The sequence below is a fragment of the Streptomyces sp. C1-1 genome (assembly GCF_050214755.1).
Taxonomy (GTDB): domain Bacteria; phylum Actinomycetota; class Actinomycetes; order Streptomycetales; family Streptomycetaceae; genus Streptomyces.
In genome coordinates this window covers 4,175,386-4,201,156 of record NZ_CP189826.1, presented here as the reverse complement: position 1 = coordinate 4,201,156, position 25,771 = coordinate 4,175,386, and the positions used below count along the sequence as shown (strand labels likewise).

The following is a 25,771-nucleotide window of genomic DNA, read 5'->3' as shown; positions in this document are numbered from 1 at the left end:
AGCCGAAGCCGAGATGTCGTGGGGGAACGGGACATGGGCTACTGGGGGTACTTCGTCGTGGGGCGCGGCGAGCGGCCACTCGCCGAGCTCGACGCGCTGGCCGGCGTCAAGGAGGCCATGGAGCCGCGGGCCGAGGCGGCCGGCGGCTGGCAGGTCTGGGAGGTGCCGAGCGGGGACGGCGAGGTGGGCAACATGAACGTCCTCGCCGCGCAGACCGGCGCGCCCGCGCTGTTCGGATACGTGATGAACAGCGACTGCGTGGTCGTCGAGGCGGCGGCGCCCGAGAGCGGGGCGTGGACCACGTGTCTGGCCCGGTCCGCGATGGCCGGACACCTCGGCGGGGCGGAGGGGCTCACGCTGGAGGACTACTTCCTGGACCCGCGGGACGCCGCCGAGCGGGCCGTCGCCTGGGCCGCGGAGGCGGGCCGCGAAGCCGACGCCGAGGCTCTGGCCGAGGTGCTGACCGCCGACCCCGATCCGTTGGCCGAAAACCTCTTCTTCCGCTTGCTCGACCGCCTCGGCGTGGTGCCGCTGTGACACTCCCGAGCCGTCGCACGCAGTAAGGGGAAGTGCGGGCTCCGTTAAGGAAGGTGCCCGTGAAGCCTTGCGAGACCTGCAGCGGGCCCGCAGAGGGAGGCGTGGATGAGCCTGGTGGAGTTGATCGCTCAGGCCGACGAGCGCGGACTGGCCGCCAGTGGGTTGGCTTGTTTGGACCGGTGCGTGCCGCTCCTGGGCGGCGACGACGAGGTGCTGCGCCCCCTGTGGGCGAGCCTCTCCGACGCCGGTGACGCCGCCGACTGGGGTGAACTGCTGGAACAGGTGCGCGGGAAGCTCGCCGGGGCCGAGGAGTACGCGGGGTCCACGGAGGACGAGGCGGCGCTGCTGGCCCGGCGGATGCTTGCGGCCGCGCCGGTCGACCCGTCGGCGGCGGAGGTGCGGATCTGGGCCGACGCGTGCTCCGTCGCCGCGCTGCAGATACACCGGCTGCTCGATCCCCTGGAGGACGAGCAGGCTTCCGTCGACGCCCGCCGGGAAGGGCGCACCGAGGGCATGTCACCGCTGGTCGCCGCGGAGCTGCGGCGGCAGGTGACCGTGCTCGAGGTCCTCGCGGGGCACGGCGCGGCGGGGCTGCGGCGGGCGCTGGAGGTGTCGGTCGAGGGGCGGCGGGTGCTGCGGGCGGTCGTGTCACGGAGGGCCCGCCTGCGGTAGGGCCGCGGCCCGGCGGGCGTCCCTCAGCACAGCAGGCACTTCACCACCGCGTCGCCGTACTCCGCGGTCCGGCTGTAGAACGCCGTCAGGTCGCGGTGCGTCGCCGCGAAGACCGTGTGCAGCTCGTCCTCCAGATCGCTGTCGATGTGCTCCGGCAGGAGTGCCTCGCGGGCAGGCTGCCACAGCTCCTCGAAGTCGGCCGACGCCAGGAACATGGCCACCCGGCCCACCTGGGCGGCCGTCAGCATCAGGAACGGCGGGTTGTCGGGAAGGGGATGGTTCACCGGTCTGCCCCCCAGGACCACCGGAGCGCCGGCGTAGAGGAGGTCGTGGTCCAGATAGCTCTTGTCCAGCACCTCTTCGCGGTGCCGGCCGATGCGTTCGCGTACGGCGTTCCAGTCGTCCTCGAACAGCCGTCGCATCCAGTTCGCGCTGTTGCGCAGCGCCGGGGGCGGCACCGCGCGCAGATGGAAGTACATGCTCATCAGTCAGTGGAGCGCATACGGGTGCCCAGACGTCACTCCGGGGCAAACCTCCCAGGTGAGGGAGGTCTGTGACCGTCGTGCGGCGGAGGTGGGGCGGTCCTGCGCCGGTCTCGCGGGATCCCCCGATTCGGCGTGACGCAGGACACGCCAGGCCCGCTCCTGTGTATGTGACTACCTTCCAGGAGACCAGGCCGAACGCGGCGACGAAGCCCGTCCGGTGGGCGGCGGACACGGTGGCGGCGATGCGGGAGGGGGCGCGGCTGCGCCTCGACTACTCGGCACAGAGTCTGTGGCGCGTCGACCGGATGATCGAGGAGATACGCCGGGAGGACGTGCCGTACGCAGCCGTGGACAAGACGCTGCGCGGCTTCGGGGCCTACGCCGGCGAGGTCGTCGTCAGGGAGACCGGCGCCGAGTGGTGGGCGAGCGGTGGCGAACACTGGATCAGGACCCCGGACGGCCGGTTGTGGGATCCGATCGACGAGGCCCGCTGCTGCTTCCACGGCGACGGGTCGCTGCGCCTGTTGTGCCGGGAGGCCACGGCGGCAAAAACACCGCAATAAGAGACGCGACCGTTCCCAAAAGGGCGGGGCGCGGAGCACGATGGGGACATGGCTGACAACCGCCGTTGGTGGGCGCTGGTCGTCATCGCGCTCGCCCAGTTGATGGTCGTCCTCGACATGACCATCGTGAACATCGCACTGCCGTCCGCCCAGGCCGATCTGGGCATGTCGGACGGCAACCGGCAGTGGGTGATCACCGCCTACACCCTCGCCTTCGGCGGGCTGCTGCTGCTCGGTGGCCGCGTCGCCGACCTGGTCGGCCGCCGCAACACCTTCGTGGTCGGGCTGCTCGGCTTCGCCGCCGCCTCCGCGCTCGGCGGGGCCGCCGCCGGCCAGGGGATGCTCTTCGGGGCCCGCGCCCTGCAGGGCGTGTTCGCCGCGCTGCTCGCGCCGTCCGCCCTGTCGCTGCTCGCGACGACCTTCACCGACCCCAAGGACCGGGGCAAGGCCTTCGGCATCTTCGGCGCGATCATCGGCGCCGGCGCCGCGGTCGGGCTGCTCGCGGGCGGCTTCCTCACCCAGTACCTGAACTGGCGCTGGTGCCTGTACGTCAACATCCCCATCGCCCTGGTCGCCTTCTTCGGCGCGCTGGCCCTGCTCGCACCGGGCGAACGCCACCCCGACGCCCGCCTGGACGTGCCCGGTGCGCTGCTCGGCTCGGCCGGGATGCTCTCGCTCGTCTACGGCTTCTCCGAGGCGGAGTCGAGGGGCTGGAGGGACGGCCTGGTCGTCGGGCTGCTCGTGGCCGGCGTCGTCCTGCTCGCCGTGTTCGGCTGGTGGCAGACGCGGGCGCGGGTGCCGCTGCTGCCGATGTCGGTGGTGCGGGACCGGCAGCGGATCGGCGCGTTCCTGACCGTGCTGCTCACCACGATCGGCATGTTCGGCGTCTTCCTCTTCCTGACGTACTACATGCAGGGCGTGCTCGGGTACTCGCCGGTCAAGACCGGTCTCGCCTACCTGCCCATCACCGTCGGCATGATCACCGGCTCCACCCAGGTCGCGGCCCGGCTCCTGAACCGGGTTCCGCCGCGGACGCTGATGGTCCCCGGTCTGCTGCTGGCCGCCGGCGCGCTGGCGATCATCGCGCAGGTGGGCACCGAGCCGGCCTACGCCTCGCATGTGCTGCCCGCCATGCTGATGCTCGGCCTCGGCATGGGCACGGCGATGATGACGTCCGTGTCGCTGGCCACCGGAAGTGTCGCGCCGCGCGACTCCGGCGCCGCCTCGGCGACCTTCAACACCGCCCAGCAGGTGGGCGGTTCGATCGGTACGGCGCTGCTGAACACGATCGCGGCGAGCGTGACCGCGCGCTATCTGACGGCGCACGCGGGGCCGGGGGTGAACCGGCGGGCGCTGCAGGCGGAGGCGACCGTGCACGGCTTCAACGTCGCCACCTGGTGGGCCATGGGGGCGCTGCTGCTGGCCGCGCTGATCGCCGGAGTCGTCGTGAACGCGGACCGGGCGCCCGTCCTGCAGGGTGCGCAGGAGCGGACGCCCGAACCGGTGGACACGGCTACTTGACGTAGACCAGGCCGTCCGTCGTGACCGTCGGGCGGCCGCTGGTGCCGACCACCACGATCTTCACGGTGTGCTTGGCGCTGGACGACCAGGTCTTCGTCCAGACCGCCTGGCGGTACAGGGTCGTCGACGACTTCAGGTCGACCGTGGTGACCTTGACGCCGTCGACGTACACGTACGCCTGCCCGGAACTGGACGCCCGGGAGACCACCCAGGACGCCGAGCGGCCGGTGAACGTCCAGGTCAGGCTCGCGCCCTTGGAACCGCTGGAGTACGACTCGCAGGTCCTTGGGCAGGCCGGGACCGGCGGTGCCGTCCTTGCGGACCACCTGGACCTGCACGCCGTCGGACGGGCCGACCCACAGCGGCTCGGAGGCGCCGCGCGCGGCGGCACGGGCCCGCGGATCCTCCAGCGGGTCGGCGTTCGCCTCCAGGTCCCGCCAGCCGGTCCACTCGCCGGTCTCGACGCTGTGGGTGCGCACCTGGGCCGTCGCGTGCAGCCGCGCGCCCGCGCCCTGCCAGGAGACGCCGAGCATCGAGAACTGCTTCGTCCCGGTCCGCGGCAGCTCGCGCCCGCCGTTCGCGCCGCTCCTCAGCGCGAGGTCGTACACCCGCACCGGCCGCTCGGCCTGCCCGCCCGAGTCACCGGAGGACGGACTGGCGACGGCGTACGACACCACGCCCGCTCCGCCCAGGACCACCACACCGAGCGTCAGCCACGCCCGTCGCCGCAGGCTCAGCGGTCTGTAGGCACGCGTACTACGAGGACTCAACTACCCCACCCCTAGAGAAGGTTCATGGCCGTCACGCCTGTCACCGCAGGCGGACACTGACCCAGCGCGGGGCTCTGGCCGAACATCACCGGGCGAAAAGGTTGTACGCGCCCGCCATTTTCTTTTGTGGCGATCGACACCCTCGAACCCCGTGATGTTCCGGGGGCGCCGGCCGCTGGGTGAGCCGGGAGCGTCGATCTGGAGGGGGAACCGGCTCATGGCAGAAGACCGCGCACGCGAACCGCGCGCCGAGGAGATGCGGGCCCGTGCGGCCGCCTTCGTCGCCCACGTCACCGCGCGCAACCGGCTGCCGCTGGACTACTCCGAGCGCAGCCTGCGGGTCGTCGACTTCATGGTCGACGGTCTGCGCAAGGGCGGCGCTGATCCGGAACGGGCCCGGGGCACGCTGGTCGCCCTCGGCGCCTACGTCGGCGAGGTGCTCGTCCGGCGCGCGGGCGCTGTCTGGGTGGACTGCGACGCGTCCCAGCGGGCGTACTTCGGCCAGCCGGTGGCCGTCCGCATGCCGGACGGACGGGTCTGGAACCCCCTCGGCAAGGTCCGCAACCGCTTCGACACGGGCGCCCCCGAGGAATCGCTCCAGCTCTTCTACCTGAAACTGCACGGACGCGCACGGCGGGTCGCCGCCTGACCGCACGCCCTCCTCCGGGCCCGACACGCCCGGGAAGACCGATGCGCTGTGACACTTCTGTGACGCGTGGCGCTGTTGACCGTGAAGGCGTGCGCACGGACGGAGGTGGCGCACGGCCGGGCCCGCGAGGGCCCGCTTCGCACTCGTACGAACGAGGACAGTTGTTGGGCCAGGGACGGGAACCCCGCCGCGTACAGGCGTACGACGCGGAGCTGGGCGCGGCCGTCGCGCGGGCCCAGGAAGGCGACGAGGCCGCGTTCGCGGTCGCGTACCGGATCGTGCAGCCCGGACTGCTCGGCTACCTCCGCGGGATCGTCGGCGACGACGCCGAGGACGTGGCCTCCGACGCCTGGCTGGAGATCGCCCGGGACCTCGGCAGGTTCCAGGGCGACGGCCAGGGCTTCCGCGGCTGGACGGCGACCATCGCCCGGCACCGCGCCCTGGACCATCTGCGACGGCAGAAGGTACGGCCCCGGTCCTCGGCGCTGGAACAGGACGTACTGGAGCTGCCCGGCCGGTACACCACCCATGACCAGGCCCTGGAGGCGCTGTCCACCGAGCGTGCGCTGGAGCTGGTCCGCAGCCTGCCCCGGGACCAGGCGGAGGCCGTGCTGCTGCGGGTCGTCGTCGGCCTCGACGGGCCCGCCGCGGCCCGCGTCCTCGGCAAGCGCCCGGGCGCCGTGCGCACCGCCGCGCACCGGGGTCTGAAGCGTCTGGCCGCCCGGCTCGGCGGCACGGGTGTGACGAATGAGGACCCCAGGACGCTGGGTGAGTCGAAATGAACGGCAACCGAGGCGGACACGTCAACAACGGCGTGGGAGCCGGCGCGGGCCGGGACACGGAGGGCGGCAGAGCCGCCGACGGCAGCGGGACGGACGACGACGACCGCCGGCTGCCGGACAGCGGTGGGTCGTCGGACACGGATGGATACGGACATGGGTGAACGGCAGGGCGACGGCAGTGGGCACGGCCGTCGGCACGTGCACCCGGGCGACGCGGTGCCGGGCTCCGAGGAGTGGGCCGGCGGCCAACGGCTGGAGTCGCTGCTCGTCGGCGCCATGCGCTCCGGCGCCCTCGACACCGAGGCCGAGCAGCGCGCCGTGGCCGCGTTCCGGGAGGCCCGTGACGCCGGCGCGCACCGCGCGCGGACCCGGCGCCGGGACGACTGGCGGCCCAGTGGGCAGCGGCGCACACGCCGTTCCCTGAGGGCCACCCTCGCCCTGATCCTGGGCGGCCTCACCCTCAGCGGCGCCGCCTACGCGGCGATCGGCACCGCCGGTTCCTCCCACGCCCACCACGACGACCGGCGGCAGGGCCTGCCGTCCGCCACCACCAACGCGCCCGCGGCCACACCCTCCGACGGCTCCACCGCGCCCGGCGCGGCCGGCGCCTCGCACCACCCGGAGACGGCGAAGGACCTCGACGCCCACTGCCGGGCCTACGAGAGCGTGGGCGGCAACGGCAAGGCGCTGTCCTCGACCGCGTGGCAGCGGCTGATCGCGGACGCGGGCGGCGAGCGCAACGTCGCCGCGTACTGCGCCCAGCGGCTCGGACCGGACACGGGCAAGTCCGAGAAGACGAAGACGCCGAAGACCCCGAAGAACACCGCCGCGACCGACTCCGCCAACTCCGGCGGCACCGGCAACTCCGCCAACTCCGGGGGTTCCGGCAACTCCGGCGGTTCCGGCAACTCCGGGAGCACGGGGAACACGGCGGCCGACGGCAACGCCGCAAAGAACAACTAGCCCCACCGGACCGCGAGCCCGGGCCCGCCCCGCCCACCGGCACCGACCTCGGCACCGAAGCAACGGCCGGGGCCGCCACCCCCCACAGGAGAGGCCCCGGCCGTCGCGCGGTCGGGCCGCGCGGCCCGTACTCCCTACAGCGCCGTGAGTGCGGTTTCTGTCACACCCCGCATGCGTTCCGCCGCATCACAAGGTGGTTGCACCTTGTACGGACATGGACGAGCAGCGGTTTCAGGTCGTAACGTGCCTTTCGCGCCGGACTCGGATGTCGGATGATCGCCCCTCGACGGCGGCCTCGACGCCGTGACCAACGGCCGACCCTTCGACTGAGGAACAAACGGGTGCTGGGGGACGACGCGGAGCTGACCGCCGCGGTGCTTGCGGCGCAGGACGGGGACGAGACCGCGTTCCGGACTGTGTACCGAACCGTGCACCCACGCCTGCTCGGGTACGTCCGCACCCTCGTCGGCGACCCGGACGCGGAGGACGTCGCCTCCGAGGCCTGGCTGCAGATAGCCCGTGACCTGGACCGGTTCACCGGCGACGCGGACCGCTTCCGCGGCTGGGCGGCCCGCATCGCCCGCAACCGCGCCCTGGACCACATACGGATGCGCGGCCGCCGTCCCGCCATCGGCGGTGACGAGACCGAGCTGACCGGCAAGCCCGCCGAGTCCGACACCGCGGGCGAGGCCATGGAGGCCCTGGCCACCGACCACACCCTCTCCCTGATCGCGCGGCTGCCGCAGGACCAGGCCGAGGCCGTCGTGCTGCGCGTGGTCGTCGGCCTCGACGCCAAGACCGCGGCCGAGACGCTCGGCAAGCGCCCGGGCGCCGTGCGCACCGCGGCGCACCGCGGACTGAAACGACTCGCCGAGCTGCTCGGCCAGGATCCGGAATCGGCCGGCGGCCTCGACGGAATGCCGCCCCAGCGAGAACCGCGCGGCCGCGCGGTGACGTCCGCGAGTGTGACGCATATGCGCGCGCGGACGCAGAAGGACTTGTGATGGCCGACGAGCAGTACACGTGGCTGGACCGTGCGACAGCGGAGGCTCTGCTGCGCGGCGAGTCACTGGAAGCTGTCGACGCCGCCGCCCGTGACCAGGCCGAACGGCTCGCGAAGACCCTTGAGGCGCTCACCGCCGAACCCCCGCCGACCGGCGCGGAACTCCCCGGCGAGGCCGCCGCGCTGGCCGCTTTCCGCGCGGCGCGCGAGGACGCGCCCGCCGAGCGGTCCGACGCCGGCCATCGCGCCGGCGCCCACGCCTCCGACGCCGGGCTCGTCCGCATCGGCGGCCCCGTCCCGGACGGCCGGCGCGCCCGCCGGGGCCGTTCCGCGCGCTTCGTCCTGACGGCCGTACTGGCGGCCGGCATGGTCGGCGGAGTCGCGTACGCGGTGACAAGCGGAGTCCTGCCGACGCCGTTCGGCGGCGACCCCGGCCCCGCCGCCTCGGTCACGGCCCCCGCGACCCCCAGCCCCCTGGTCTCGTCGTCACCGCACGGTCTGGCGGGCAAGCCCTCGCCGGACGGCTCCACCGGCGGCGGCCCGGCCACCCCGGGGAACACGCCCGGCCACCGGCCGTCGGCCACGCCCGGCGCCGAGGACGGCGGCTGGTGGCGGCGGCAGGCCCCGTCGGCCTGCCGCGACGCGCTGCGGGGCAGGGAACTGACGGGCGACCGCAGGCAGGCCCTGGAGAACGCGGCCGGCGGCTACTCGCCCGACCGCGTCCTGAAGTACTGCAGGAACGTCCTCGCCGGCACCCCCGGCGCGTTCGGGGACGGCAAGGGCCACGGCGGCGGCAAGGACGACGGCGGCAACGGCGGTAAAGGCAACGGGAAGGGCAAGGGCAAGGGCGGCTCGGGCAACGGCAACGGCAACGGGCACGGCGGCCGGGGCAATCAGAACGGCGGCGGCAAGGGCGGTGACGACGACGGCCACATAGGCCCCGGCGGCAACGGCCCCGGCGGCGGCCGCAAGGGCGACGACACCGCCACGTCCGCGACCCCCGCGCTGCCGGGGCACCTGCTCACGACGCGGGCCCCGACGCCCTCACCGGAGCCGAGCTACACCGCCCTGAACCTGCCGAACCAGCCCTGAGCTGCTGGTTCGCACCCGGAAGATATTTCTTCGGCCGGCCAGTAACGTTTTCGGCCCCTCCGCCGCAGTACTGAGTGAGCCGACTGGTCATCGGCCGTCGCACAGAGCCGGGGTTCCCCCCGTACCTACGGCTCGTGCACTCGGCGCGGGCGGGACACGTTCCCCCGGTCCCGCCCGCGCCCCGCACATCTCCCGCTCATCGGTACACGACGACCTTGTCGCCGTCCCGCACCTGCGCGTACAGGCTTGCGATCGCCGCCTCGTCCCGGACGTTGACACAGCCGTGCGAGCCGCCGGCGTAACCGCGGGCCGCGAAGTCGTAGGAGAAGTGCACCGCCTGGCCCCCGCTGAAGAACATCGCGTAGGGCATCGGGGAGTCGTACAGCGTCGAGAAGTGGTGGCGCGACTTCCAGTACACGTGGAAGACGCCCTCGCGGGTGGGCGTGCCGACGGCGCCGAAGCGGACCGACATCTCCGACACCGTGCGCCCGTCGATCATCCAGCGCAGGGTGCGGGTCGTCTTGTCGATGCACAGCACCCGCCCGGTCAGGCACCGTGGGTCGGGCGGGCCGGCGGGCTGGCCGCCCATCAGGTACAGCTCCCACTTGCCCGGCTCGTGCGTCATCCTCAGCAGCCGCTGCCAGGTGACGGTGTCCGTCTGGCCGGTCCTCGGCAGCCCGCGCTTGCCCTGGAAGCCCTTGACCGCTTCCTCGGTCAGGTCGTCGTACTGCCCGGTCGGCCCGTCGAAGAGCCAGTCGACCTGCCGCAGCCGGGCCTGCAGCTCGCGGACGTCGTCCCCGGAGTCGCCGCGGGACCACAGGACGCCGGCCCCGGTCCGGGACGGAGCCGACGTGGTGGGCTTGTCCTCGGCCTTCGTCGAGGGGGCGGCGCTGCCGGGCAGCTCGATGTGCACAGGCGAGTGCACCTTGCCGTCCGTGCCCTGCACGGTGCAGCCGCAGACCGCCGCCAGGGCCGCGAGCGCCGCCGCGGCGGCCGTCGATCTCCCCATGCCCCAAGTACGCAACACGACCCCCGCCCGTCTCACCGTCGAGCACCTATGTCACCTGACATGCTGCCCGCGGGTGACGGGTCGCGAACGGCGCGGCATTGTTGTGACCGGGACCGCACGAAGGCTGTGAGTAAGGTCCCAGGGAACCCCCCTCCACCGGCTGCACGCGCCCCGCTACAGTCCGCAGGAGGGTCGGTCCGGTACTGGCGAGTAACAGCGGGAGGCATCACACCATGGCGCGCGAGTCGGAGTCCGGACTGCCCATCGAGCCGGTCTACGGGCCTCAGAGCCTCAACGGCTGGGACCCGGCTGAGAAGCTGGGGGAGCCGGGCGGATACCCGTTCACGCGCGGGGTGTACCCGTCGATGTACACCGGCCGCCCCTGGACGATGCGCCAGTACGCGGGCTTCGGTACGGCGACGGAGTCCAACGCCCGCTACAAGCAGCTGATCGCCAACGGCACGATGGGTCTGTCGGTCGCCTTCGACCTGCCGACCCAGATGGGCCACGACTCCGACGCGCCGATCGCGCACGGCGAGGTCGGCAAGGTGGGCGTGGCGATCGACTCGATCGACGACATGCGGGTGCTGTTCGGCGGGATCCCGCTGGACAAGGTCTCGACGTCGATGACGATCAACGCGCCCGCGTCGCTGCTGCTGCTCCTGTACCAACTGGTCGCGGAGGAGCAGGGCGTCGGGGCCGACAAGCTGACCGGCACGATCCAGAACGACGTGCTGAAGGAGTACATCGCGCGCGGGACGTACATCTTCCCGCCGAAGCCCTCGCTGCGCCTGATCGCCGACATCTTCAAGTACTGCAAGGCCGAGATCCCGAAGTGGAACACGATCTCGATCTCCGGCTACCACATGGCGGAGGCCGGCGCGTCCCCCGCGCAGGAGATCGCCTTCACGCTCGCGGACGGCATCGAGTACGTCCGTACGGCGGTCGCGGCCGGCATGGACGTCGACGACTTCGCCCCGCGTCTGTCCTTCTTCTTCGTCGCGCGTACGACGATCCTCGAAGAGGTCGCCAAGTTCCGTGCGGCCAGGCGGATCTGGGCACGGGTCATGCGCGAGGAGTTCGGTGCGAAGAACCCCAAGTCGCTGATGCTGCGCTTCCACACGCAGACGGCCGGGGTGCAGCTGACGGCCCAGCAGCCGGAGGTCAACCTGGTCCGCGTCGCGGTGCAGGGCCTGGCCGCCGTGCTCGGCGGTACGCAGTCCCTGCACACCAACTCCTTCGACGAGGCGATCGCCCTGCCGACGGACAAGTCCGCGCGCCTGGCGCTGCGCACCCAGCAGGTGCTGGCGTACGAGACGGACGTGACCGCGACGGTCGACCCCTTCGCCGGGTCCTACGTCATCGAGAAGATGACCGACGACGTCGAGGCCGCGACGGTCGAGCTGATGCGGAAGGTCGAGGACCTCGGCGGCGCGGTCTCCGCCATCGAGCACGGCTTCCAGAAGTCCGAGATCGAGCGCAGCGCCTACCGCATCGCCCAGGAGACCGACTCCGGCGAGCGGGTGGTCGTCGGAGTCAACCGCTTCCAGCTCGACGAGGAGGAGCCGTACGAGCCCCTCCGCGTCGACCCGGCCATCGAGGCCCAGCAGGCCGAGCGCCTGGCGAAGCTGCGTGCCGAGCGCGACCAGCAGGCGGTGGACACCGCCCTCGCGGCTCTGAAGAAGGCCGCCGAGGGCGAGGACAACGTCCTGTACCCGATGAAGGACGCCCTCAAGGCCCGCGCCACGGTCGGCGAGGTCTGCAACGCCCTGCGCGAGGTGTGGGGGACGTACGTCCCCAGCGACGCCTTCTGAGTGTCGGACCCGCGTGCGACACTCCTTCTCATGTTCGGCGTCATCGATCTCCCCACCTATCTGGCCGGTCTCGTCCTGATCGTCCTGCTGCCCGGCCCCAACTCGCTGTACGTGCTGTCCGTCGCCGCCCGGCGCGGGGTGCGGGCCGGGTACACCGCCGCGGCCGGCGTGTGGTGCGGGGACACCGTGCTCATGACCCTGTCCGCCGCCGGGGTCGCCTCGCTGCTGCAGGCCAACGCCCTGCTGTTCGGGATCGTGAAGTACGCCGGTGCCGGCTATCTGACGTGGCTCGCGGTCGGGATGATGCGGGCCGCGTGGGGGATGTGGCGCACGCGGCGGTCACCCGTGCCGCGGGAGGACGAACCGGCCGTCACCGACGAGCGGCCCTACCGCCGCGCCCTCGTCGTCAGCCTCTTCAACCCCAAGGCGATCCTGTTCTTCGTCGCCTTCTTCGTACAGTTCGTCGACCCCGGGTACGCCTATCCGGCGCTGTCCTTCGTCGTCCTCGGCGCCTTCGCGCAGCTCGCCAGCTTCCTTTACCTCACCGCGCTGATATTCGGCGGCACGAAGCTCGCCGCCGCCTTCCGCCGGCGCAAGCGGCTCTCGGCGACGGCCACCTCGGCCGCGGGGATGCTGTTCCTCGGCTTCGCGGTGAAGCTGTCGCTGGCGAGCGCGTGAGGCCTCACAGGCCGACGCGCGCGAGGTAGCCGGCCAGTCCGGCCTCCGTGTCGCCCGCCCAGCCGACGTATCCGTCCGGCCGTACCAGGAACAGCCCCTTGCCGTACGCCGGCTGGTCCTCGCCGACGGCAATCCGGACGGCGTCCGGCACCTTCGGCGCCGCCACGCCCACCGCGACCAGCGTCCAGTGCGGTCCGCGGAAGGTGTCGTGGAGCCGTACGCCGTCGAGTGTCCCGTCCGGCGCGCGGTCCCCGGCCCGCAGCGGGGCCCGCGCCGCCCGGGTGTCCTGCGCGAGGCTCGACTCCCGGTAGCCCAGGCTCAGTTGCACCGTCGCCGCCCCGCGCCGCACCTCGCCCCGGTGGACGCCGGCCGTGAGCCCCAGCATGGCCGCCGCGATCGGGCACCGTTCCTCCTCGTAGGTGTCGAGCAGGGCGGCCGGGGCGTTCCCGGTGAGCACCGCGCCCAGCTTCCAGCCGAGGTTGTAGGCGTCCTGGACGCTGGTGTTCAGGCCCTGGCCGCCGGCGGGCGTGTGGACGTGGGCCGCGTCTCCGGCGAGGAAGACCCTGCCCTGTCGGAAGCGGTCGGCGAGGGCCATCCGGGGGCGGAAGTCCGAGGCCCAGCGCACCTCGGTGATGTCCTCGGGCGCGAGGTGCGAGCGGGCGGCGGCGACCTTGCGGACGCCTTCCGTGGAGACGTCGACCGCGGTGCCCTCCGGGAACTGGGCGACGAGCTGGAACTCCTCGGTGCCCGCGAGCGGGCAGATCGCCAGGAAGCCGTCGCCGCCGTCCTCCGTGGCCGGCGGGAAGAGATGCCAGTGGTCGCGGTCCAGGCCGCCGACGGTGACGTCCGCGACGAGGACCGGGTTCGGGTCGACCGTCTCACCGGTCATCCCGACGCCGAGCGCGCGCCGTACGGCCGAGCGGCCGCCGTCGGCGGCGACCGCGTACCGGGCGCGCAGGTCCGGGCCGGCGGCGAAGCGCACGGTCACGCCGTCCTCGTCCTGGTCGAGGCCGACGGCCTCCCGGCCGAACTCCACCCGGCCGCCCAGCTCCTCCAGCCGCGCGAACAGGATCTTCTGCGTCCGCCACTGCGGCACCATCCACGGCTCGGTGAACGCCGAGTCCCCGGTGGCCTCCTTCACCTCCTCCGGGTCGAACATCCGGTGCTCGCCGACCCGTTCACCGTCCCGCCAGATCATGCCGACCGGGTAGCGGCCGCCGGCCGCGAGGATCGCGTCCAGCACCCCGAGGTCCTCCAGGACCTCCATGGTGCGCGGCTGGAGGCCCTTGCCGCGCGAGCCCGGGAAGAGTCCGTCCGCCTTCTCCACGACCACGGCGTCCACGCCCCGCCGCGCGAGGTCGACGCCGAGGGCGAGCCCGGTCGGGCCGGCGCCCACGATCACCACGTCCGTCGTCCGCATGAGTCATCTCCTTAACGCTGTTAAGTGCCGTTGGGCACGAGCGTGCCCTTAACGCTGTTAAGGTGTCAAGTGTGAGTACGGAGAAACGCGCGCCCCTCGACCGTGAGCGGGTCGCCGACACCGCCCTGCGGCTGCTGAACGAGGTCGGCCTGGAAGGCCTGTCCCTGCGCGTCATCGCCAGGGAACTCGACGTCAAGGCGCCCGCCCTGTACTGGCACTTCAAGGACAAGCAGGCGCTGCTGGACGAGATGGCGACGCTGATGTACCGCCGGATGGTCGCCGGTGCCGCCCTCGACCCGGGCGACACCTGGCAGGAGCGGATGCTGAAGGCCAACCGCGGCCTGCGCGCCGCGCTGCTCGGCTACCGGGACGGGGCGAAGGTGTACAGCGGCTCACGCTTCACCGGCACGGACCACGCGCGCGAGATGGAGGAGAACCTGCGCCTGTTCACGGCCGCGGGGTTCGGCCTCGCCGAGGCGGTGCGGGCCAACGCGACCGCGTACGCGTACACCATCGGCTTCGTCACCGAGGAACAAGGCGTGCGGCCGCTGCCCGGCGAGCGCCGCGAGGGCTACGACGTGACGGAACGGGCCCGGCTGCTGGCCGACTTCCCGCTGTCGGCCGCGGCGGGCGCGGAGATCTTCGAGGACTACGACCGCCACTTCGAGGAGGGCCTGGCCCTGATCATCGCCGGAGTCGAGGCACGCCACACCACACCCTCCGGCTGACAGCACCCGGCGCCCCCGAAGGGGCGCGGGGAACTGCGCGATCAACCACGACGACGCCCCACCCGAGCAGCGACCCGTCGTGACGTTCCCCCACAGCGGGAAGCGCTCAGCGCCCCACGGCCTTCTTCAAGGCCCGTGCCCGCCGCACCACCCGCCGTGCCGTGGAGTTGCGGGGGATGAAGGCGAGGCGCTCCGGAATGCCGCCCGGCAGACCGAGCGAGGTGAGCCGCCGGCGCCGGAAGTACCGCTTGGTGCGCGGGGTGAGCTGCTTGGAGAGGTACCGTTCCGCCTGCGGACGCAGGCTCGGGTGGATCTGGGACTGCATGGTGTAGCTGAGAGCGTCCAGCAGGCCGTCCAGGCTGCCGGAGTCGACCGGCGCCTCGCTCTTGCGGCCCGCCAGGTCGGCGATCAGCGCGTCGGCCAGGACGACCGGGACGCGGTTGCTGTTCTGGAACGGCGTGAGGCGGTCCAGGAGCATCTCGGTGCCCACGCGGGCGACCGTGAGGCCGTAGAACGCGGACGCCGTGAACAGGGCGGTGGAGAAGCACCCGACGACCAGGGCGGGCGGGAACTTCTCGAACAGCACCTCGGCGAGGACCGGCACGTCGAGGACGGTGAGGTCGACGCCCAGCTTTCCGGCCTCGGCCTCCAGGGCGCGGCTGTAGCGGGCCGGCGCGGTGGGGTGCGGCTTGAAGACGATCGCCCGGTGGCCGCGCTCGACCGCCCCGCGCATCATCCGCACGTGCAGGTCCTCCTCCTCCTCGGGGGAGAGGATGCCCAGCGCGGACAGGTACTGGCCCAGCAGCAGCGCCGAGTCGTCCGGCAGCACCGGCAGGTCCGCGACGGACGCGGTGAGTTCGCCCAGCGCCTTCAGGAACGCCCCGGTCGGCACCACCTCCGCGGGCACGTCGAACTCGGTCAGCAGCCGCGGGGTGAGGCCCGGCACCAGGTCCAGGTGGAGCAGTCGGCGCACCCGCGTACCGACCAGTGGGTCGATCTTGTTGCGGGTGGGGCCGTAGCTCATCAGGCCGTCGGCGTACACGTGCACCGGGGCGTCGGTGAACAGCTGGGCCACCGTCAGGGCCGGGGCGACCTGGATGGACTCCACCACCAGCTCCACCCGGTCGTCGCCCAGGCCCCACAGCAGGCGCAGATAGCGCTCGAAGAGCGGCACGTCGTCCGCGCGGGGAACCCAGGCGCCGGGGTGGAAGGGGCTGATGGCCTCGTTCCAGGACAGCACCTCGTCGAAGTGCGCGCGCAGCGGCTCGAAGCCCGGCATCTCGTCGACGGGCGGTGTCGTCTCCGGGGTCGCCGAGTTGTTGAAGACCAGCAGCAGGCTGCGGTCCTCGTCCTCGAAGCAGTCGGAGTCGATCGCGGCGGCCAGGGTGGCGGCGCCGTAGAGCGTCGAGACGCAGTAGATACGCGTGGTACGGGGCATCAGGCAGCCGCCTTCGCTGTCGTGATCCGGCGCCGCAGCCGCCGCAACTTGGAGGAGCGGTGCAGGTCCATGGTCTCGAGCACGTCACCGAGCATGTCCTGCGGCAGGCGCTGGATGGCGGCCGCGCTCCTCGCCCGCAACTGCCGGTACACCGACGGCTCCCACTTCTCCTCGTCCGAGACGTGGTGGGCGATGATCGCGCAGTACGTACGCACGGCCTTCGGCAGCAGCCGGTCGGCGTCCGGGTCCTGCCGGGTCTCCTCGATGACCTGGTCGAAGGCGCGGATGAAGTCCAGTTGGCGGACGTCGCCGATCTGGGTCAGCGAGGAGGCGACCCCGCGCCGGTAGAACACGCCGAGCAGGCTCACGACGGCGAACGACTCGGCCTCGCGGTGCAGTTTCCAGATCCAGGGCCGGTCCTCGGCCGTGCGCAGGCCGTCCGTGAAGTGCAGCAGGCCCTTGTCGAGGAGCCTGCGGTGGTAGGCGCCCGCCCAGGCGAAGGCGTAGTCCACCGACGTCGAGCGGTCGGCCGGCAGGATCGCCCGGCGCGGGTCGAACACCTCCCAGCGGCGCCCGATCGGCACCCGGCTGATCGAACGCGCGCGGGCGGTGGCCTGGACATGGTCGGTGCGTACGAAGTCGCAGCCCAACCCCTCTATCGCGGCCACGAGTTGGCTGAAGTAGCCGGGCGCCAGCCAGTCGTCGCCGTCCAGGAAGGTGAGGTACTCGCCCTGTGCGGCGTCCAGTCCGGTGTTGCGGGCGGTGGCAAGGCCACCGTTCTTCTCATGGCGGATATAACGCACCTGCGCGACCTCGGAAAGCTCCTCGGCCGCCCGTTCGAGAATGGCCGGAGTTTCGTCCTTCGAATGGTCGTCGACCAGCACGAACTCGAAATCCGGCCGTGCGTTCAAACGCAGGCTTCTCAGGGTGTCGGGGGCGTATTGCTGCACGTTGTAGAACGGCACGATCACGGAAAGCTTGGGCACGAACGGAAGCCTAGGAGTCGGCCCGACAGGTCAACTTTCCGGTGTCTTTACACTGGGTGAACTCAATGTGTCGGATCGGTGCACCCCCTGTACTTCCCACGAATCCGCGGGCCAGTTCGGCTCTCGGCGGGGTGTTGTTAACTTTTTGGCCAGATGAGGTTGGCGCATACCTAGGAATTGCTTCCTAGCGTCTTCGACGTGCCATCAAGTACCTCGAAGCCCACGCGAATCGCCGTGCTCGCGGACTCCGACACCCGCTGGAAATGGGGTGCGTTGACCGCGGCCCGTATCGCTCCGGGCCCGTCCATGGAAGCCGCCGAGCGCGAGGACGCGCAAGTCGGCTTCGAGCTGAGCGGCTTCCTGCTGCGCGGGCGGGCCACCCCGACCGCGCGCCAGCTGGCGGAGGTGGGCGTCACCGCCGACTCCCTCCGGGAGGTCACGTCCGTCGAGTTCCTGCGCGCCATGGCGGAGGAGGAGTACGACGTCCTCGTCCTCGCCCTCGTTGGCGGCGGCGTGCAGGCGATGCTGCACGGGCTCAAGCGCGCCTGGGCCGAACGCGGTTCGCGTCCCGTGGTCGTCACCGGCTACGTCGGCGTCGTCTACGAGAAGCTCGCCGACGGCCTGCTGCTGCGGCACGGCGCGGACCTCGTCCTCGCCAACTCCCGCCAGGACGCGGAGCGTTTCCGGGCCGTGTACGAGGGGGTGGGCGCCGACGCCTCGTCGGTGACCGAGGTGGCGCTGCCGTTCCTCGGCGGAGCGGCCTACGAAGGTGAACACGACCCGTACACCGTGGTGTTCGCGGTCCAGCCGTCCGTCCCGGACAACCGCAGGGACCGCGTCTACCTGCTCGACCGGCTGATCCGGCACGCCCGGCTGCACCCCGAGCGCGAGGTGCTGCTCAAGCTGCGCTCCCGGCCGGGTGAACACACCACGCACATCGAGGAGTTGCCGTACCAGAAGCTGGTCCAGCGGCTCGATCCGCCGGCCAACTTCCGCCTGGTGTACGGCAACATGGGCGAGGTCCTGGACCGCACCGACCTGCTGGTCACCATCAGCTCGACGGCGGCCCTGGAGTCCCTGCACCGCCGCATCCCGACGGTGATTCTGACCGACCTCGGCATCCGCGAGGTGCTGGGCAACCACCACTTCGTCGGCTCCGGCTGCCTCGCCTCCTGGGACCGGCTCGACGCCGGGCACCGGCCGGTGCCGGACGAGGAGTGGGTGGCCCGCCAGGGCGTCGCCGTGGACGGCACGTACGCCACCGCCTTCGACGCGGCCCGCGAACGCATCGCCAAGCTCCTCGCGCAGCCGGGCGGGTTGGCGCCTCTGGCCCCGTACTACACGCCGGCGACCGCGCCCGGCTACCTGCCCGGCATCCTCGCCCGCCACCACCTCGGCCCCGACGGCGCCCCGCTGCCCGGCGCCCCCGCCCACGACAAGGAGCCCGGGCCGGTCCGGCAGATCGTGCGCCGGGCGGCGCGGGGTGCCTACCGGCACGGGGTGCAGCGGGTGGCGCCCGTCATCCGGCGGATGGGGGAGCTGTGAGCGCCATCGGGGGTGCCGGATCGGATTCTCGGGCGGGTGCGGCGCCGTCGGGGCTTGTCGCGCAGTTCCCCGCGCCCCTAAAGGGCGGCTTCGCCGCCCATCAGACCTCAGCGAACCCTGCGCAAGGAGTGCAACCCATGTCCAACCCGCAAGCGGGCCAAGGTGCTTCCGTGCGCCGGGTGCTCGCGGTGATCCCCGCGCGCGGCGGCTCCAAGGGTGTGCCCGCGAAGAATCTCGCCCCCGTCGGCGGTGTGCCGCTGGTGTCGCGGGCCGTGCGCGAGTGCCGGGCGACCCGCCTGGTGACCGACGTCGTGGTCTCCACCGACGACCACGCCATCGCCGCCGCGGCCCGCGAGGCCGGCGCCGAGGTCGTGCTGCGCCCCGCGGCCATCGCCGGCGACACCGCCACCTCCGAGGCCGCCGTCCTGCACGCCATGGACGCCCACGAGGCCCTGCACGGGGCGGCCGTCGACGTGGTGCTGCTCGTGCAGTGCACCAGCCCGTTCATCGTCCGCGAGGACATCGACGGAGTGGCCGGCGCGGTCGCGGAGAACGGCGCGGACACCGCCGTCACCGTCGCCCCCTTCCACGGGTTCATCTGGCGCGACGCCGAGGACGAGATCGCCCCCGGCACCGTCACGGAGGCCGACGCGGCCACCGGCGGCGGCTTCGGCGTCAACCACGACAAGTCCTACCGCCCGCGCCGCCAGGACCGCCCCCAGGACCTGCTGGAGACCGGCGCCGCCTACGCCATGGACGCGCCGGGCTTCCGCAAGCACCAGCACCGCTTCTTCGGCCGCACCGAACTGGTCCGCACCGACCCCGCCCGGGTGCTGGAGATCGACGACCCGCACGACCTCGCCCGCGCCCGCGCGCTGGCCCCCCTCTTCGACGCGGACCGCCCCGGTTCGCTGCCGACCGCCGACGACATCGACGCGGTCGTACTGGACTTCGACGGCACCCAGACCGACGACAGGGTGCTGATCGACGCCGATGGAAAGGAGTTCGTCTCCGTGCACCGCGGGGACGGGCTCGGCATCGCCGCCCTGCGCAAGAGCGGCCTGGACATGCTGATCCTCTCCACGGAGCAGAACCCGGTCGTCGCCGCCCGGGCCCGGAAGCTCAAGATCCCGGTCCTGCACGGCATCGACCGGAAGGACCTCGCACTCAAGCAGTGGTGCGAGGAGCAGGGCATCGCGCCCGAGCGCGTGCTCTACGTCGGCAACGACGTCAACGACCTCCCGTGCTTCGCCCTCGTGGGCTGGCCCGTGGCGGTCGCGAGCGCCCACGACGTGGTACGCGGCGCCGCCCGTGCGGTCACCACCGTCCCCGGTGGCGACGGCGCGATCCGAGAGATCGCCAGCTGGATCCTCGGCCCCTCTCTCGACTCCCTCGACAAGTAAGGAAAGTTCACAGCCATGAGCACCAACTCCCGTCTGCGCCAGTTCGGCTCGCGCGAGGTCGGCCCCGGCCACCCGGTCTACGTCTGTGGCGAGATCGGCATCAACCACAACGGCGAGCTGGAGAACGCCTTCAAGCTGATCGACGTGGCCGCCGCGGCCGGCTGCGACGCCGTGAAGTTCCAGAAGCGCACCCCCGAGATCTGCACCCCGCGCGACCAGTGGGACATCGAGCGCGACACCCCCTGGGGCCGGATGACCTACATCGACTACCGCCACCGCGTGGAGTTCGGTGAGGACGAGTACCGCCAGATCGACGAGTACTGCAAGGAGAAGGGGATCGACTGGTTCGCCTCCCCGTGGGACACCGAGGCCGTCGCCTTCCTGGAGAAGTTCGACCTCCCCGCCCACAAGGTGGCCTCCGCCTCCCTGACCGACGACGAGCTGCTGCGCGCCCTGCGCTCCACCGGCCGCTCGGTCATCCTCTCCACCGGCATGTCGACGCCGAAGCAGATCCGCCACGCGGTCGAGGTCCTCGGCAGCGACAACATCCTGATGTGCCACGCCACCTCGACCTACCCGGCGAAGGCCGAGGAGCTCAACCTCCGCGTCATCAACACGCTGGAGAAGGAGTTCCCGAACGTCCCGATCGGCTACTCCGGCCACGAGACCGGCCTGCAGACCACGCTGGCCGCCGTCGCCCTCGGCGCCGTCTTCGTCGAGCGCCACATCACCCTCGACCGCGCGATGTGGGGCTCCGACCAGGCCGCCTCCGTCGAGCCGCAGGGCCTGGAGCGCCTGGTGCGTGACATCCGCGTCATCGAGTCCTCCCTCGGCGACGGCGTCAAGAAGGTCTACGACTCCGAGCTCGGCCCGATGAAGAAGCTGCGCCGCGTCGCCGGCGCGGTCGCCGAGGCGGAGATCGCCGCGGCGGCGGGCGAGCCGGTCGCCGTCTGAGTTCCGAGCACACCGAGTCCGGGCGCCCCGAGCGGGAGCGCTCGGACTCGCAGCTTCCGCGCGCGCCCCGCGCCCGCGCCCTCTGACTTCCAGCGCCTCATCAGCGCCCTACGACGGGACGGTCGTCGTCGATGAGCCCCCGCGCCGGGAAGACCGGCCCCCACACCCTCGCGTTCGTCGAGAGTCCGGTACAGCTCCTGAACGTGCTGGAATGGGCGCACGCCCACGCGCCCGGCGCGGTGCTCACCCTCGTCGTCCTCGCCCCGACCGACCCCATGACCCGCGGCCAGCTGCGCCGCATGGCCGAGCTCGCCCGCGAGGAGGGCCACACCGTCCGCTGGGAGGAGGCCCGGGGCGGCCCGGCGGCCCCCTTCCAGACCGTCGGCGGCCTGGCCGGCCTGCTGCGCCGCGCCGGACGGGTCGTGCTGGGCGACCCGTTCTCCCGCTACGTACAGCTCCTGCTGACCATCACCCGGGCCCGGCATCTGGTCGTCGTCGACGACGGCACGGCGACCATGGAGTTCGTCGCCCAGCTGGCCCGCGGCGAGCGGCTCGTGCGCTGGCACCGCAAGGGCGGCCGCCCCGGCGCCCGGGACCTGGTCTTCGCTCCGATCTCCGCCCGGGCCCGTCGCCGCCTCACCCCGGGCACCGGGCGACAGGTGGAGATCTTCTCCTCCATGCCGATGGACGAGACCCCGGCCGGCGTCACCGTCCACGCCAACGACTTCTCCTGGACCCGCTTCCGCTTCGGCCCGCCCCGCATCACCAAGGGCGCCGACATGGTGGGCACCTCGCTGGTGGAGACCGGCGTCGTCGACGGCGAGCGCTACCTGGACGCGGTCCGCACCCTGGCCAAGGCCCACGGCGCCACCCGCTACTTCGCCCACCGCCGCGAGAGCACCGACAAGCTGCACCGGCTCGCGGTCGAGACGGGCCTGGAGATAGTCCGGCCCGACCTCCCGCTGGAGCTGATCGCCCGGCGTGGCCCGGTCGGCCGTACGATCCTCAGTTTTCCCTCCACCGTCGTCCACACCCTGCCCCTGGCCCTGGCCGGCACCGAGGTCCGGGTCGCCGTCTGCGACATCGACCCCGCCTGGCTGACCGCGCACGCCTCACCGCGCGCCCAGGGCTTCCTGTCGGGCGTGACCGGCACCGCCCGGGACGTCACCCGGCTGCAGGCCGTGACCGCGCTCAGCTGACCTTCCGCGCCAGCAGGTACGCCCGCGGCCGCTTCTCCTCCTCCAGCGGCTCGCGCACCACGCGCGCCTCCACCCGCAGCCCGGTCTTGACCAGCAGCTCCGCGACACCCTCCGGCGCCCGGAAGTGGTAGTCGAGGAAGATCTCCTGCCCGAACCGCTCCGTCAGCCGCATCCGGTCGTCCTCCTGGCCGCTCTGGAAACCGAGCAGGACGTGCCCGCCGGGCACCAGGACGCGATGGAACTCGGCGAAGGCCGTCGGCAGGTGCTCGTCCGGCACGTGGATGACCGAGTAGAGGGCGAGCACCCCGCCCAGGGTCTCGTCCGGCAGGTCCAGCGACGTCATCGACCCGACGTGGAACCGCAGCCCGGGATGCGCCTCCCGGGCCAGCGCCACCATCCGGGGCGACAGGTCCACCCCGAACACCGGGACCCCGAGCGCGTGCAGCCGCGCGGTGACATGCCCCGGACCGCTGCCGACGTCGGCGACGGGCTCCGCGCCGTTGGCCCGCACGAGCTCCGCGAAGGAGGTCACCAGCGCCCGGTCCAGTGGTTTGTCGCCCAGCCAGTCGGCGAACCGCTCGGTGTAGGGGCGGGCGATCGCGTCGTACGACGTCTGCGTGGCGTGCAGGAAATCCGGGGTACCCGGTATCTCGGAAGTCACGGGGCGGACCCTACTCGGGCTCTCGGGACCGCCGGGTGAAACCGCCGGAAGGGTCCCGCGACATCTCCTCGAACTCCACCACCCCACCAGCGGCCCCGCGCAGGCTGCCGGTGGGGCGTCGGCCGTGTCGTACGGTCCGACAGATGAAACAGATCCACCGGCGCGGGGCGGGGCGTGGTATCCGTAGAGAAAAGACAGGTCTACCCATCTCACCTCCCACCCATGCGTCGAGCGGCCGATTTTTCTTCCCCTGACGGGCTGAAGTTTTGTTGATCGAGGGCGGTCGGCCCCCTCGGCGTCCTACCCTGCAGAGGGTGAAGCAACTGATGTCACCGGAGTCCGAAAACGATCTGCCCGGCGAAGCCCTGCCCGGCACGCTCCCCGAGGCGCTGCGTGCCGAACTCGTCGCCTTCCGCCGCGACCTGCACATGCACCCGGAGCTCGGCAACCAGGAGTTCCGCACCACCGCTGCGATCAAGGAGCGGCTGGAGCGGGCGGGCCTGAAGCCGCGGGTGCTCGCCGGGGGGACCGGGCTCATCTGTGACATCGGTGAGTGGGACGGCGGCCGGCCCATGCTCGCCCTGCGCGCCGACATCGACGGGCTGCCCATCCCGGACACCAAGAGCGAGTGCGCCTACCGCTCCACCGTGCCCGACCGGGCGCACGCCTGCGGACACGACGTGCACACCACCGTGGTACTCGGCGCCGGCCTCGTCATGGCGGACCTGCACCGGCACGGGAAGCTGCCGCGGCCGGTGCGGCTGCTGTTCCAGCCGGCCGAGGAGGTGCTGCCCGGCGGTGCCGCCGACGCCATCGAGTGCGGCGTCCTCGACGGAGTGGGCCGCATCCTCGCCGTGCACTGCGACCCCCGGGTCGACGCCGGGCGGATCGGTCTGCGGGAGGGTGCCATCACCTCCGCCTGCGACCGCCTCGAGGTCGCGCTCGACGGCCCCGGCGGCCACACCGCCCGCCCGCACCTGACCACCGACCTGGTCACCGCCGCCGCCCGGGTCGCCACCGACGTGCCCGCGCTGGTCGGCCGGCGCGTGGACAGCCGCAGCGGCCTGGCCGTGACCTGGGGCCGTATCGAGTCCGGGCACGCCCCGAACGTCATCCCGCAGCACGCCGAGCTCTCCGGCACCGTGCGCTGCCTCGACCTGGACACCTGGCGGCAGGCCCCGGACCTGGTCGTCGCCGCCATCGACGAGGTCGCCAACCTGCACGGCGCCAAGTCGGAGATCAACTACGTCCGTGGCGTGCCGCCCGTCGTCAACGACCCGGACGTCACCGAGCTGCTGCGCGACGCCCAGACCGCCCGCCGCGGCGCCCTGTCCGTCGAGGGCACCGAGCAGAGCCTGGGCGGCGAGGACTTCTCCTGGTACCTGGAGCAAGTCCCCGGCGCCATGGCCCGCCTCGGCGTCCGCCCGCCCGGCGAGCGCACGGTGCGTGACCTGCACCAGGGTGACTTCGACGTCGACGAGTCGGCGATCACGGTGGGCGTGGAGCTGTTCACGGCGGCGGCCCTGCTGGACGCGGCGCAGTAGGCGGACCTTCCCCGAACGGCCCCCCTCGGGGGGCCGTTCGGCCTTCCGGCGCAACATGGTTGTAAGCCAATCGTGCGCACATCGAAACCGGGGCGTGTGAAGTCTCCAGACCCCGAGTTCAGGCGCTGTTTGCCTCGAATCGATAACGGCTTCGGAAGGGGTGTTTTTCTGACATCTACGCGCGTTACGATGCCGCGAAGCCGACGCCGCAGGGGCGTCCGGGCCCGAGCACTGGCAAGGTGCTCACATGAAGCGCCGACGAGGCGCTCAGGTCAGGTGAAGGAGCCTTCCCGTGCGCCGGGTAGCAAAGCTTTCCGCTGCGTGTGTCGTGTCCGCAGCTCTCGCACTGACTGCCACTGCCTGTGGCAGTACGTCTTCCGACAACAGCAGCTCGTCCTCGTCCTCGGGCGGCGGCGGCAAGGGCATCAAGATCGGTCTCGCGTATGACGTCGGCGGTCGTGGTGACCGCTCCTTCAACGACTCCGCCGCGCGCGGTGCCGACAAGGCCGAGAAGGAGTTCGGCGGTTCCATCAAGGAGCTGACCGCGAAGAACTCCGACACCGAGGCCGACCGTGAGCAGCGGCTGACCGACCTGGCGGACGCGGGTTACAACCCGATCGTCGCCGTCGGCTTCTCCTACGCCACCTCGGTCGACAAGGTCGCCGCGAAGTACCCGAAGGTCAGCTTCGGCCTCATCGACTCGGTCGCGACCGCCAAGAACGTCGACAGCATCACCTTCACCGAGGAGCAGGGTTCCTACCTCGCCGGTGTCGCCGCGGCGCTGAAGACCAAGAAGAACCACGTCGGCTTCATCGGCGGCGTCGACACCCCGCTGATCAAGAAGTTCGCGGCGGGCTACGTCCAGGGCGTCAAGGACACCAACGCCAAGGCGAAGGTCGACGTCCAGTACCTGACCCACGGTTCGGACCTGTCCGGCTTCTCCAGCCCCGACAAGGGCAAGGAGGCCGCGTCCGGCATGCTCGACAACGGCGCCGACGTGATCTACACCGCGGCCGGCTCCTCCGGCAACGGCGCGATCGAGGCCGTCCACGGCGTCAAGGGCGCCTGGGCCATCGGCGTGGACTCGGACCAGTACAACATCCCGGGTCTGGCCGCGTACAAGACCTCGATCCTGACCTCCATGGTCAAGAACGTCGACGTCGGCGTGTACGACTTCATCAAGTCCGTGCACGACGGCAAGCCGCTGACGGGCAACCAGATCTACTCGCTCGCCAAGGGCGGTGTCGGCCTGGCCACCAGCGGTGGCTACATCGACGACATCAAGTCCCAGCTGGACGCTGCCAAGAAGAAGATCGTCGACGGCACCGTCAAGGTCAAGACCACTACGTGACCTG

At 71.9% G+C, this 25,771-nt stretch carries 26 protein-coding genes and 1 pseudogene; 20 read left to right on the top strand and 7 right to left on the bottom strand.

Annotation, left to right across the window (positions count from 1 at the left end):
• Positions 1–33 precede the first annotated feature (33 nt).
• Both ACQF4J_RS19055 and ACQF4J_RS19050 read left to right on the top strand, forming a co-directional pair.
• Entirely contained in the window at positions 34–537 is a 504-nt protein-coding gene (locus ACQF4J_RS19055) for a hypothetical protein (protein WP_351562423.1), read from the top strand.
• A 105-nt stretch (positions 538–642) separates the two neighbouring features.
• Complete coding sequence (locus ACQF4J_RS19050) at positions 643–1,209, top strand: hypothetical protein (protein WP_351562422.1); 567 nt, start codon at positions 643–645, stop codon at positions 1,207–1,209.
• Positions 1,210–1,232: 23 nt separating this feature from the next.
• On the opposite strand, the gene ACQF4J_RS19045 is transcribed toward ACQF4J_RS19050, so the two are convergent.
• Complete coding sequence (locus ACQF4J_RS19045) at positions 1,233–1,694, bottom strand: DUF1877 family protein (RefSeq protein WP_351562419.1); 462 nt, start codon at positions 1,692–1,694, stop codon at positions 1,233–1,235.
• Between the two features lie 167 nt (positions 1,695–1,861).
• Here ACQF4J_RS19045 and ACQF4J_RS19040 point away from each other — a divergent pair, with 167 nt between their 5' ends.
• Positions 1,862–2,257 (top strand): hypothetical protein, encoded by a 396-nt coding sequence (locus ACQF4J_RS19040; protein ID WP_351562416.1) that lies wholly within the window; start codon positions 1,862–1,864, stop codon positions 2,255–2,257.
• Between the two features lie 48 nt (positions 2,258–2,305).
• Entirely contained in the window at positions 2,306–3,778 is a 1,473-nt protein-coding gene (locus tag ACQF4J_RS19035; protein WP_427166238.1) for an MFS transporter, read from the top strand.
• Here ACQF4J_RS19035 and ACQF4J_RS19030 read toward each other — a convergent pair.
• A pseudogene (locus tag ACQF4J_RS19030) lies at positions 3,771–4,055 on the bottom strand (N-acetylmuramoyl-L-alanine amidase); the annotation flags it as partial. The gene ACQF4J_RS19035 and the pseudogene ACQF4J_RS19030 sit on opposite strands and share 8 nt — an antisense overlap.
• Positions 4,056–4,093: 38 nt before the next feature.
• Here ACQF4J_RS19030 and ACQF4J_RS19025 point away from each other — a divergent pair.
• The 7 genes from ACQF4J_RS19025 (at position 4,094) to ACQF4J_RS18995 (ending at position 9,037) form a co-directional block, all read left to right on the top strand.
• Positions 4,094–4,525, top strand: a complete 432-nt coding sequence (locus tag ACQF4J_RS19025; protein ID WP_427168716.1) for a hypothetical protein — start codon at positions 4,094–4,096, stop codon at positions 4,523–4,525.
• A 240-nt stretch (positions 4,526–4,765) separates the two neighbouring features.
• Complete coding sequence (locus ACQF4J_RS19020) at positions 4,766–5,197, top strand: hypothetical protein (protein ID WP_351562410.1); 432 nt, start codon at positions 4,766–4,768, stop codon at positions 5,195–5,197.
• Positions 5,198–5,361: 164 nt separating this feature from the next.
• A complete protein-coding gene (locus ACQF4J_RS19015; RefSeq protein ID WP_351562407.1) occupies positions 5,362–5,979 on the top strand; it encodes an RNA polymerase sigma factor in 618 nt (205 codons plus the stop codon).
• The gene (locus ACQF4J_RS19010; RefSeq protein WP_351562404.1) at positions 5,976–6,140 is read left to right on the top strand and encodes a hypothetical protein; all 165 of its coding nucleotides are present in this window, start codon (positions 5,976–5,978) and stop codon (positions 6,138–6,140) included. Before ACQF4J_RS19015 ends, ACQF4J_RS19010 begins: the two co-directional genes overlap by 4 nt.
• Positions 6,133–6,942 (top strand): hypothetical protein, encoded by an 810-nt coding sequence (locus ACQF4J_RS19005; protein ID WP_351562395.1) that lies wholly within the window; start codon positions 6,133–6,135, stop codon positions 6,940–6,942. The genes ACQF4J_RS19010 and ACQF4J_RS19005 overlap by 8 nt, the downstream gene beginning before the upstream one ends.
• 341 nt (positions 6,943–7,283) lie before the next feature.
• Positions 7,284–7,946 carry an RNA polymerase sigma factor gene (locus ACQF4J_RS19000; RefSeq protein WP_200701750.1) on the top strand — a complete coding sequence of 221 codons (663 nt, stop codon included), beginning with the start codon at positions 7,284–7,286 and terminating at the stop codon, positions 7,944–7,946.
• Positions 7,946–9,037, top strand: coding sequence for a hypothetical protein (locus ACQF4J_RS18995; protein ID WP_427166236.1), 1,092 nt, complete (start codon positions 7,946–7,948; stop codon positions 9,035–9,037). The genes ACQF4J_RS19000 and ACQF4J_RS18995 overlap by 1 nt, the downstream gene beginning before the upstream one ends.
• A 196-nt stretch (positions 9,038–9,233) precedes the next feature.
• Here ACQF4J_RS18995 and ACQF4J_RS18990 read toward each other — a convergent pair whose 3' ends face one another.
• Positions 9,234–10,046 (bottom strand): L,D-transpeptidase family protein, encoded by an 813-nt coding sequence (locus ACQF4J_RS18990; protein ID WP_427166234.1) that lies wholly within the window; start codon positions 10,044–10,046, stop codon positions 9,234–9,236.
• Positions 10,047–10,279: 233 nt separating this feature from the next.
• On the opposite strand from ACQF4J_RS18990, the gene ACQF4J_RS18985 reads away from it, so the two are divergent.
• Positions 10,280–11,860, top strand: coding sequence for an acyl-CoA mutase large subunit family protein (locus ACQF4J_RS18985; protein WP_351580430.1), 1,581 nt, complete (start codon positions 10,280–10,282; stop codon positions 11,858–11,860).
• A gap of 30 nt (positions 11,861–11,890) precedes the next feature.
• Positions 11,891–12,538 carry a leucine efflux protein LeuE gene (leuE, locus tag ACQF4J_RS18980; RefSeq protein WP_351580422.1) on the top strand — a complete coding sequence of 216 codons (648 nt, stop codon included), beginning with the start codon at positions 11,891–11,893 and terminating at the stop codon, positions 12,536–12,538.
• A gap of 4 nt (positions 12,539–12,542) precedes the next feature.
• On the opposite strand, the gene ACQF4J_RS18975 is transcribed toward leuE, so the two are convergent.
• Positions 12,543–13,958 (bottom strand): FAD-dependent oxidoreductase, encoded by a 1,416-nt coding sequence (locus ACQF4J_RS18975; RefSeq protein WP_427166232.1) that lies wholly within the window; start codon positions 13,956–13,958, stop codon positions 12,543–12,545.
• 71 nt (positions 13,959–14,029) lie between these two features.
• Here ACQF4J_RS18975 and ACQF4J_RS18970 point away from each other — a divergent pair, with 71 nt between their 5' ends.
• Positions 14,030–14,686 (top strand): TetR/AcrR family transcriptional regulator, encoded by a 657-nt coding sequence (locus ACQF4J_RS18970; RefSeq protein WP_351580416.1) that lies wholly within the window; start codon positions 14,030–14,032, stop codon positions 14,684–14,686.
• A 106-nt stretch (positions 14,687–14,792) separates the two neighbouring features.
• On the opposite strand, the gene ACQF4J_RS18965 is transcribed toward ACQF4J_RS18970, so the two are convergent.
• Both ACQF4J_RS18965 and ACQF4J_RS18960 read right to left on the bottom strand, forming a co-directional pair.
• On the bottom strand, positions 14,793–16,124 hold the full coding sequence (locus ACQF4J_RS18965) for an alpha-2,8-polysialyltransferase family protein (protein ID WP_427166230.1): 1,332 nt from the start codon (positions 16,122–16,124) through the stop codon (positions 14,793–14,795).
• Entirely contained in the window at positions 16,124–17,110 is a 987-nt protein-coding gene (locus ACQF4J_RS18960) for a glycosyltransferase family 2 protein (protein ID WP_351580410.1), read from the bottom strand. Before ACQF4J_RS18960 ends, ACQF4J_RS18965 begins: the two co-directional genes overlap by 1 nt.
• A gap of 198 nt (positions 17,111–17,308) precedes the next feature.
• Here ACQF4J_RS18960 and ACQF4J_RS18955 point away from each other — a divergent pair, with 198 nt between their 5' ends.
• The 4 genes from ACQF4J_RS18955 to ACQF4J_RS18940 all read left to right on the top strand — a co-directional run bounded on the left by ACQF4J_RS18955 (position 17,309) and on the right by ACQF4J_RS18940 (position 22,211).
• A complete protein-coding gene (locus ACQF4J_RS18955; protein ID WP_351580407.1) occupies positions 17,309–18,655 on the top strand; it encodes a DUF6716 putative glycosyltransferase in 1,347 nt (448 codons plus the stop codon).
• A 137-nt stretch (positions 18,656–18,792) separates the two neighbouring features.
• Positions 18,793–20,058 (top strand): N-acylneuraminate cytidylyltransferase, encoded by a 1,266-nt coding sequence (locus ACQF4J_RS18950; protein ID WP_351803064.1) that lies wholly within the window; start codon positions 18,793–18,795, stop codon positions 20,056–20,058.
• Positions 20,059–20,073: 15 nt separating this feature from the next.
• Complete coding sequence (locus ACQF4J_RS18945) at positions 20,074–21,012, top strand: N-acetylneuraminate synthase family protein (RefSeq protein WP_351580401.1); 939 nt, start codon at positions 20,074–20,076, stop codon at positions 21,010–21,012.
• A gap of 131 nt (positions 21,013–21,143) precedes the next feature.
• Positions 21,144–22,211: a hypothetical protein gene (locus ACQF4J_RS18940; protein ID WP_351803066.1), complete on the top strand. Its 1,068-nt coding sequence runs from the start codon at positions 21,144–21,146 to the stop codon at positions 22,209–22,211.
• On the opposite strand, the gene ACQF4J_RS18935 is transcribed toward ACQF4J_RS18940, so the two are convergent.
• Positions 22,204–22,872 carry a class I SAM-dependent methyltransferase gene (locus ACQF4J_RS18935; protein ID WP_351803068.1) on the bottom strand — a complete coding sequence of 223 codons (669 nt, stop codon included), beginning with the start codon at positions 22,870–22,872 and terminating at the stop codon, positions 22,204–22,206. The two genes, ACQF4J_RS18940 and ACQF4J_RS18935, sit on opposite strands and share 8 nt — an antisense overlap.
• A gap of 326 nt (positions 22,873–23,198) precedes the next feature.
• Here ACQF4J_RS18935 and ACQF4J_RS18930 point away from each other — a divergent pair, with 326 nt between their 5' ends.
• Both ACQF4J_RS18930 and ACQF4J_RS18925 read left to right on the top strand, forming a co-directional pair.
• Positions 23,199–24,416, top strand: a complete 1,218-nt coding sequence (locus ACQF4J_RS18930) for a M20 family metallopeptidase (protein WP_351580448.1) — start codon at positions 23,199–23,201, stop codon at positions 24,414–24,416.
• 292 nt (positions 24,417–24,708) lie between these two features.
• Positions 24,709–25,767 carry a BMP family lipoprotein gene (locus ACQF4J_RS18925; protein ID WP_351580392.1) on the top strand — a complete coding sequence of 353 codons (1,059 nt, stop codon included), beginning with the start codon at positions 24,709–24,711 and terminating at the stop codon, positions 25,765–25,767.
• Positions 25,768–25,771 lie beyond the last annotated feature (4 nt).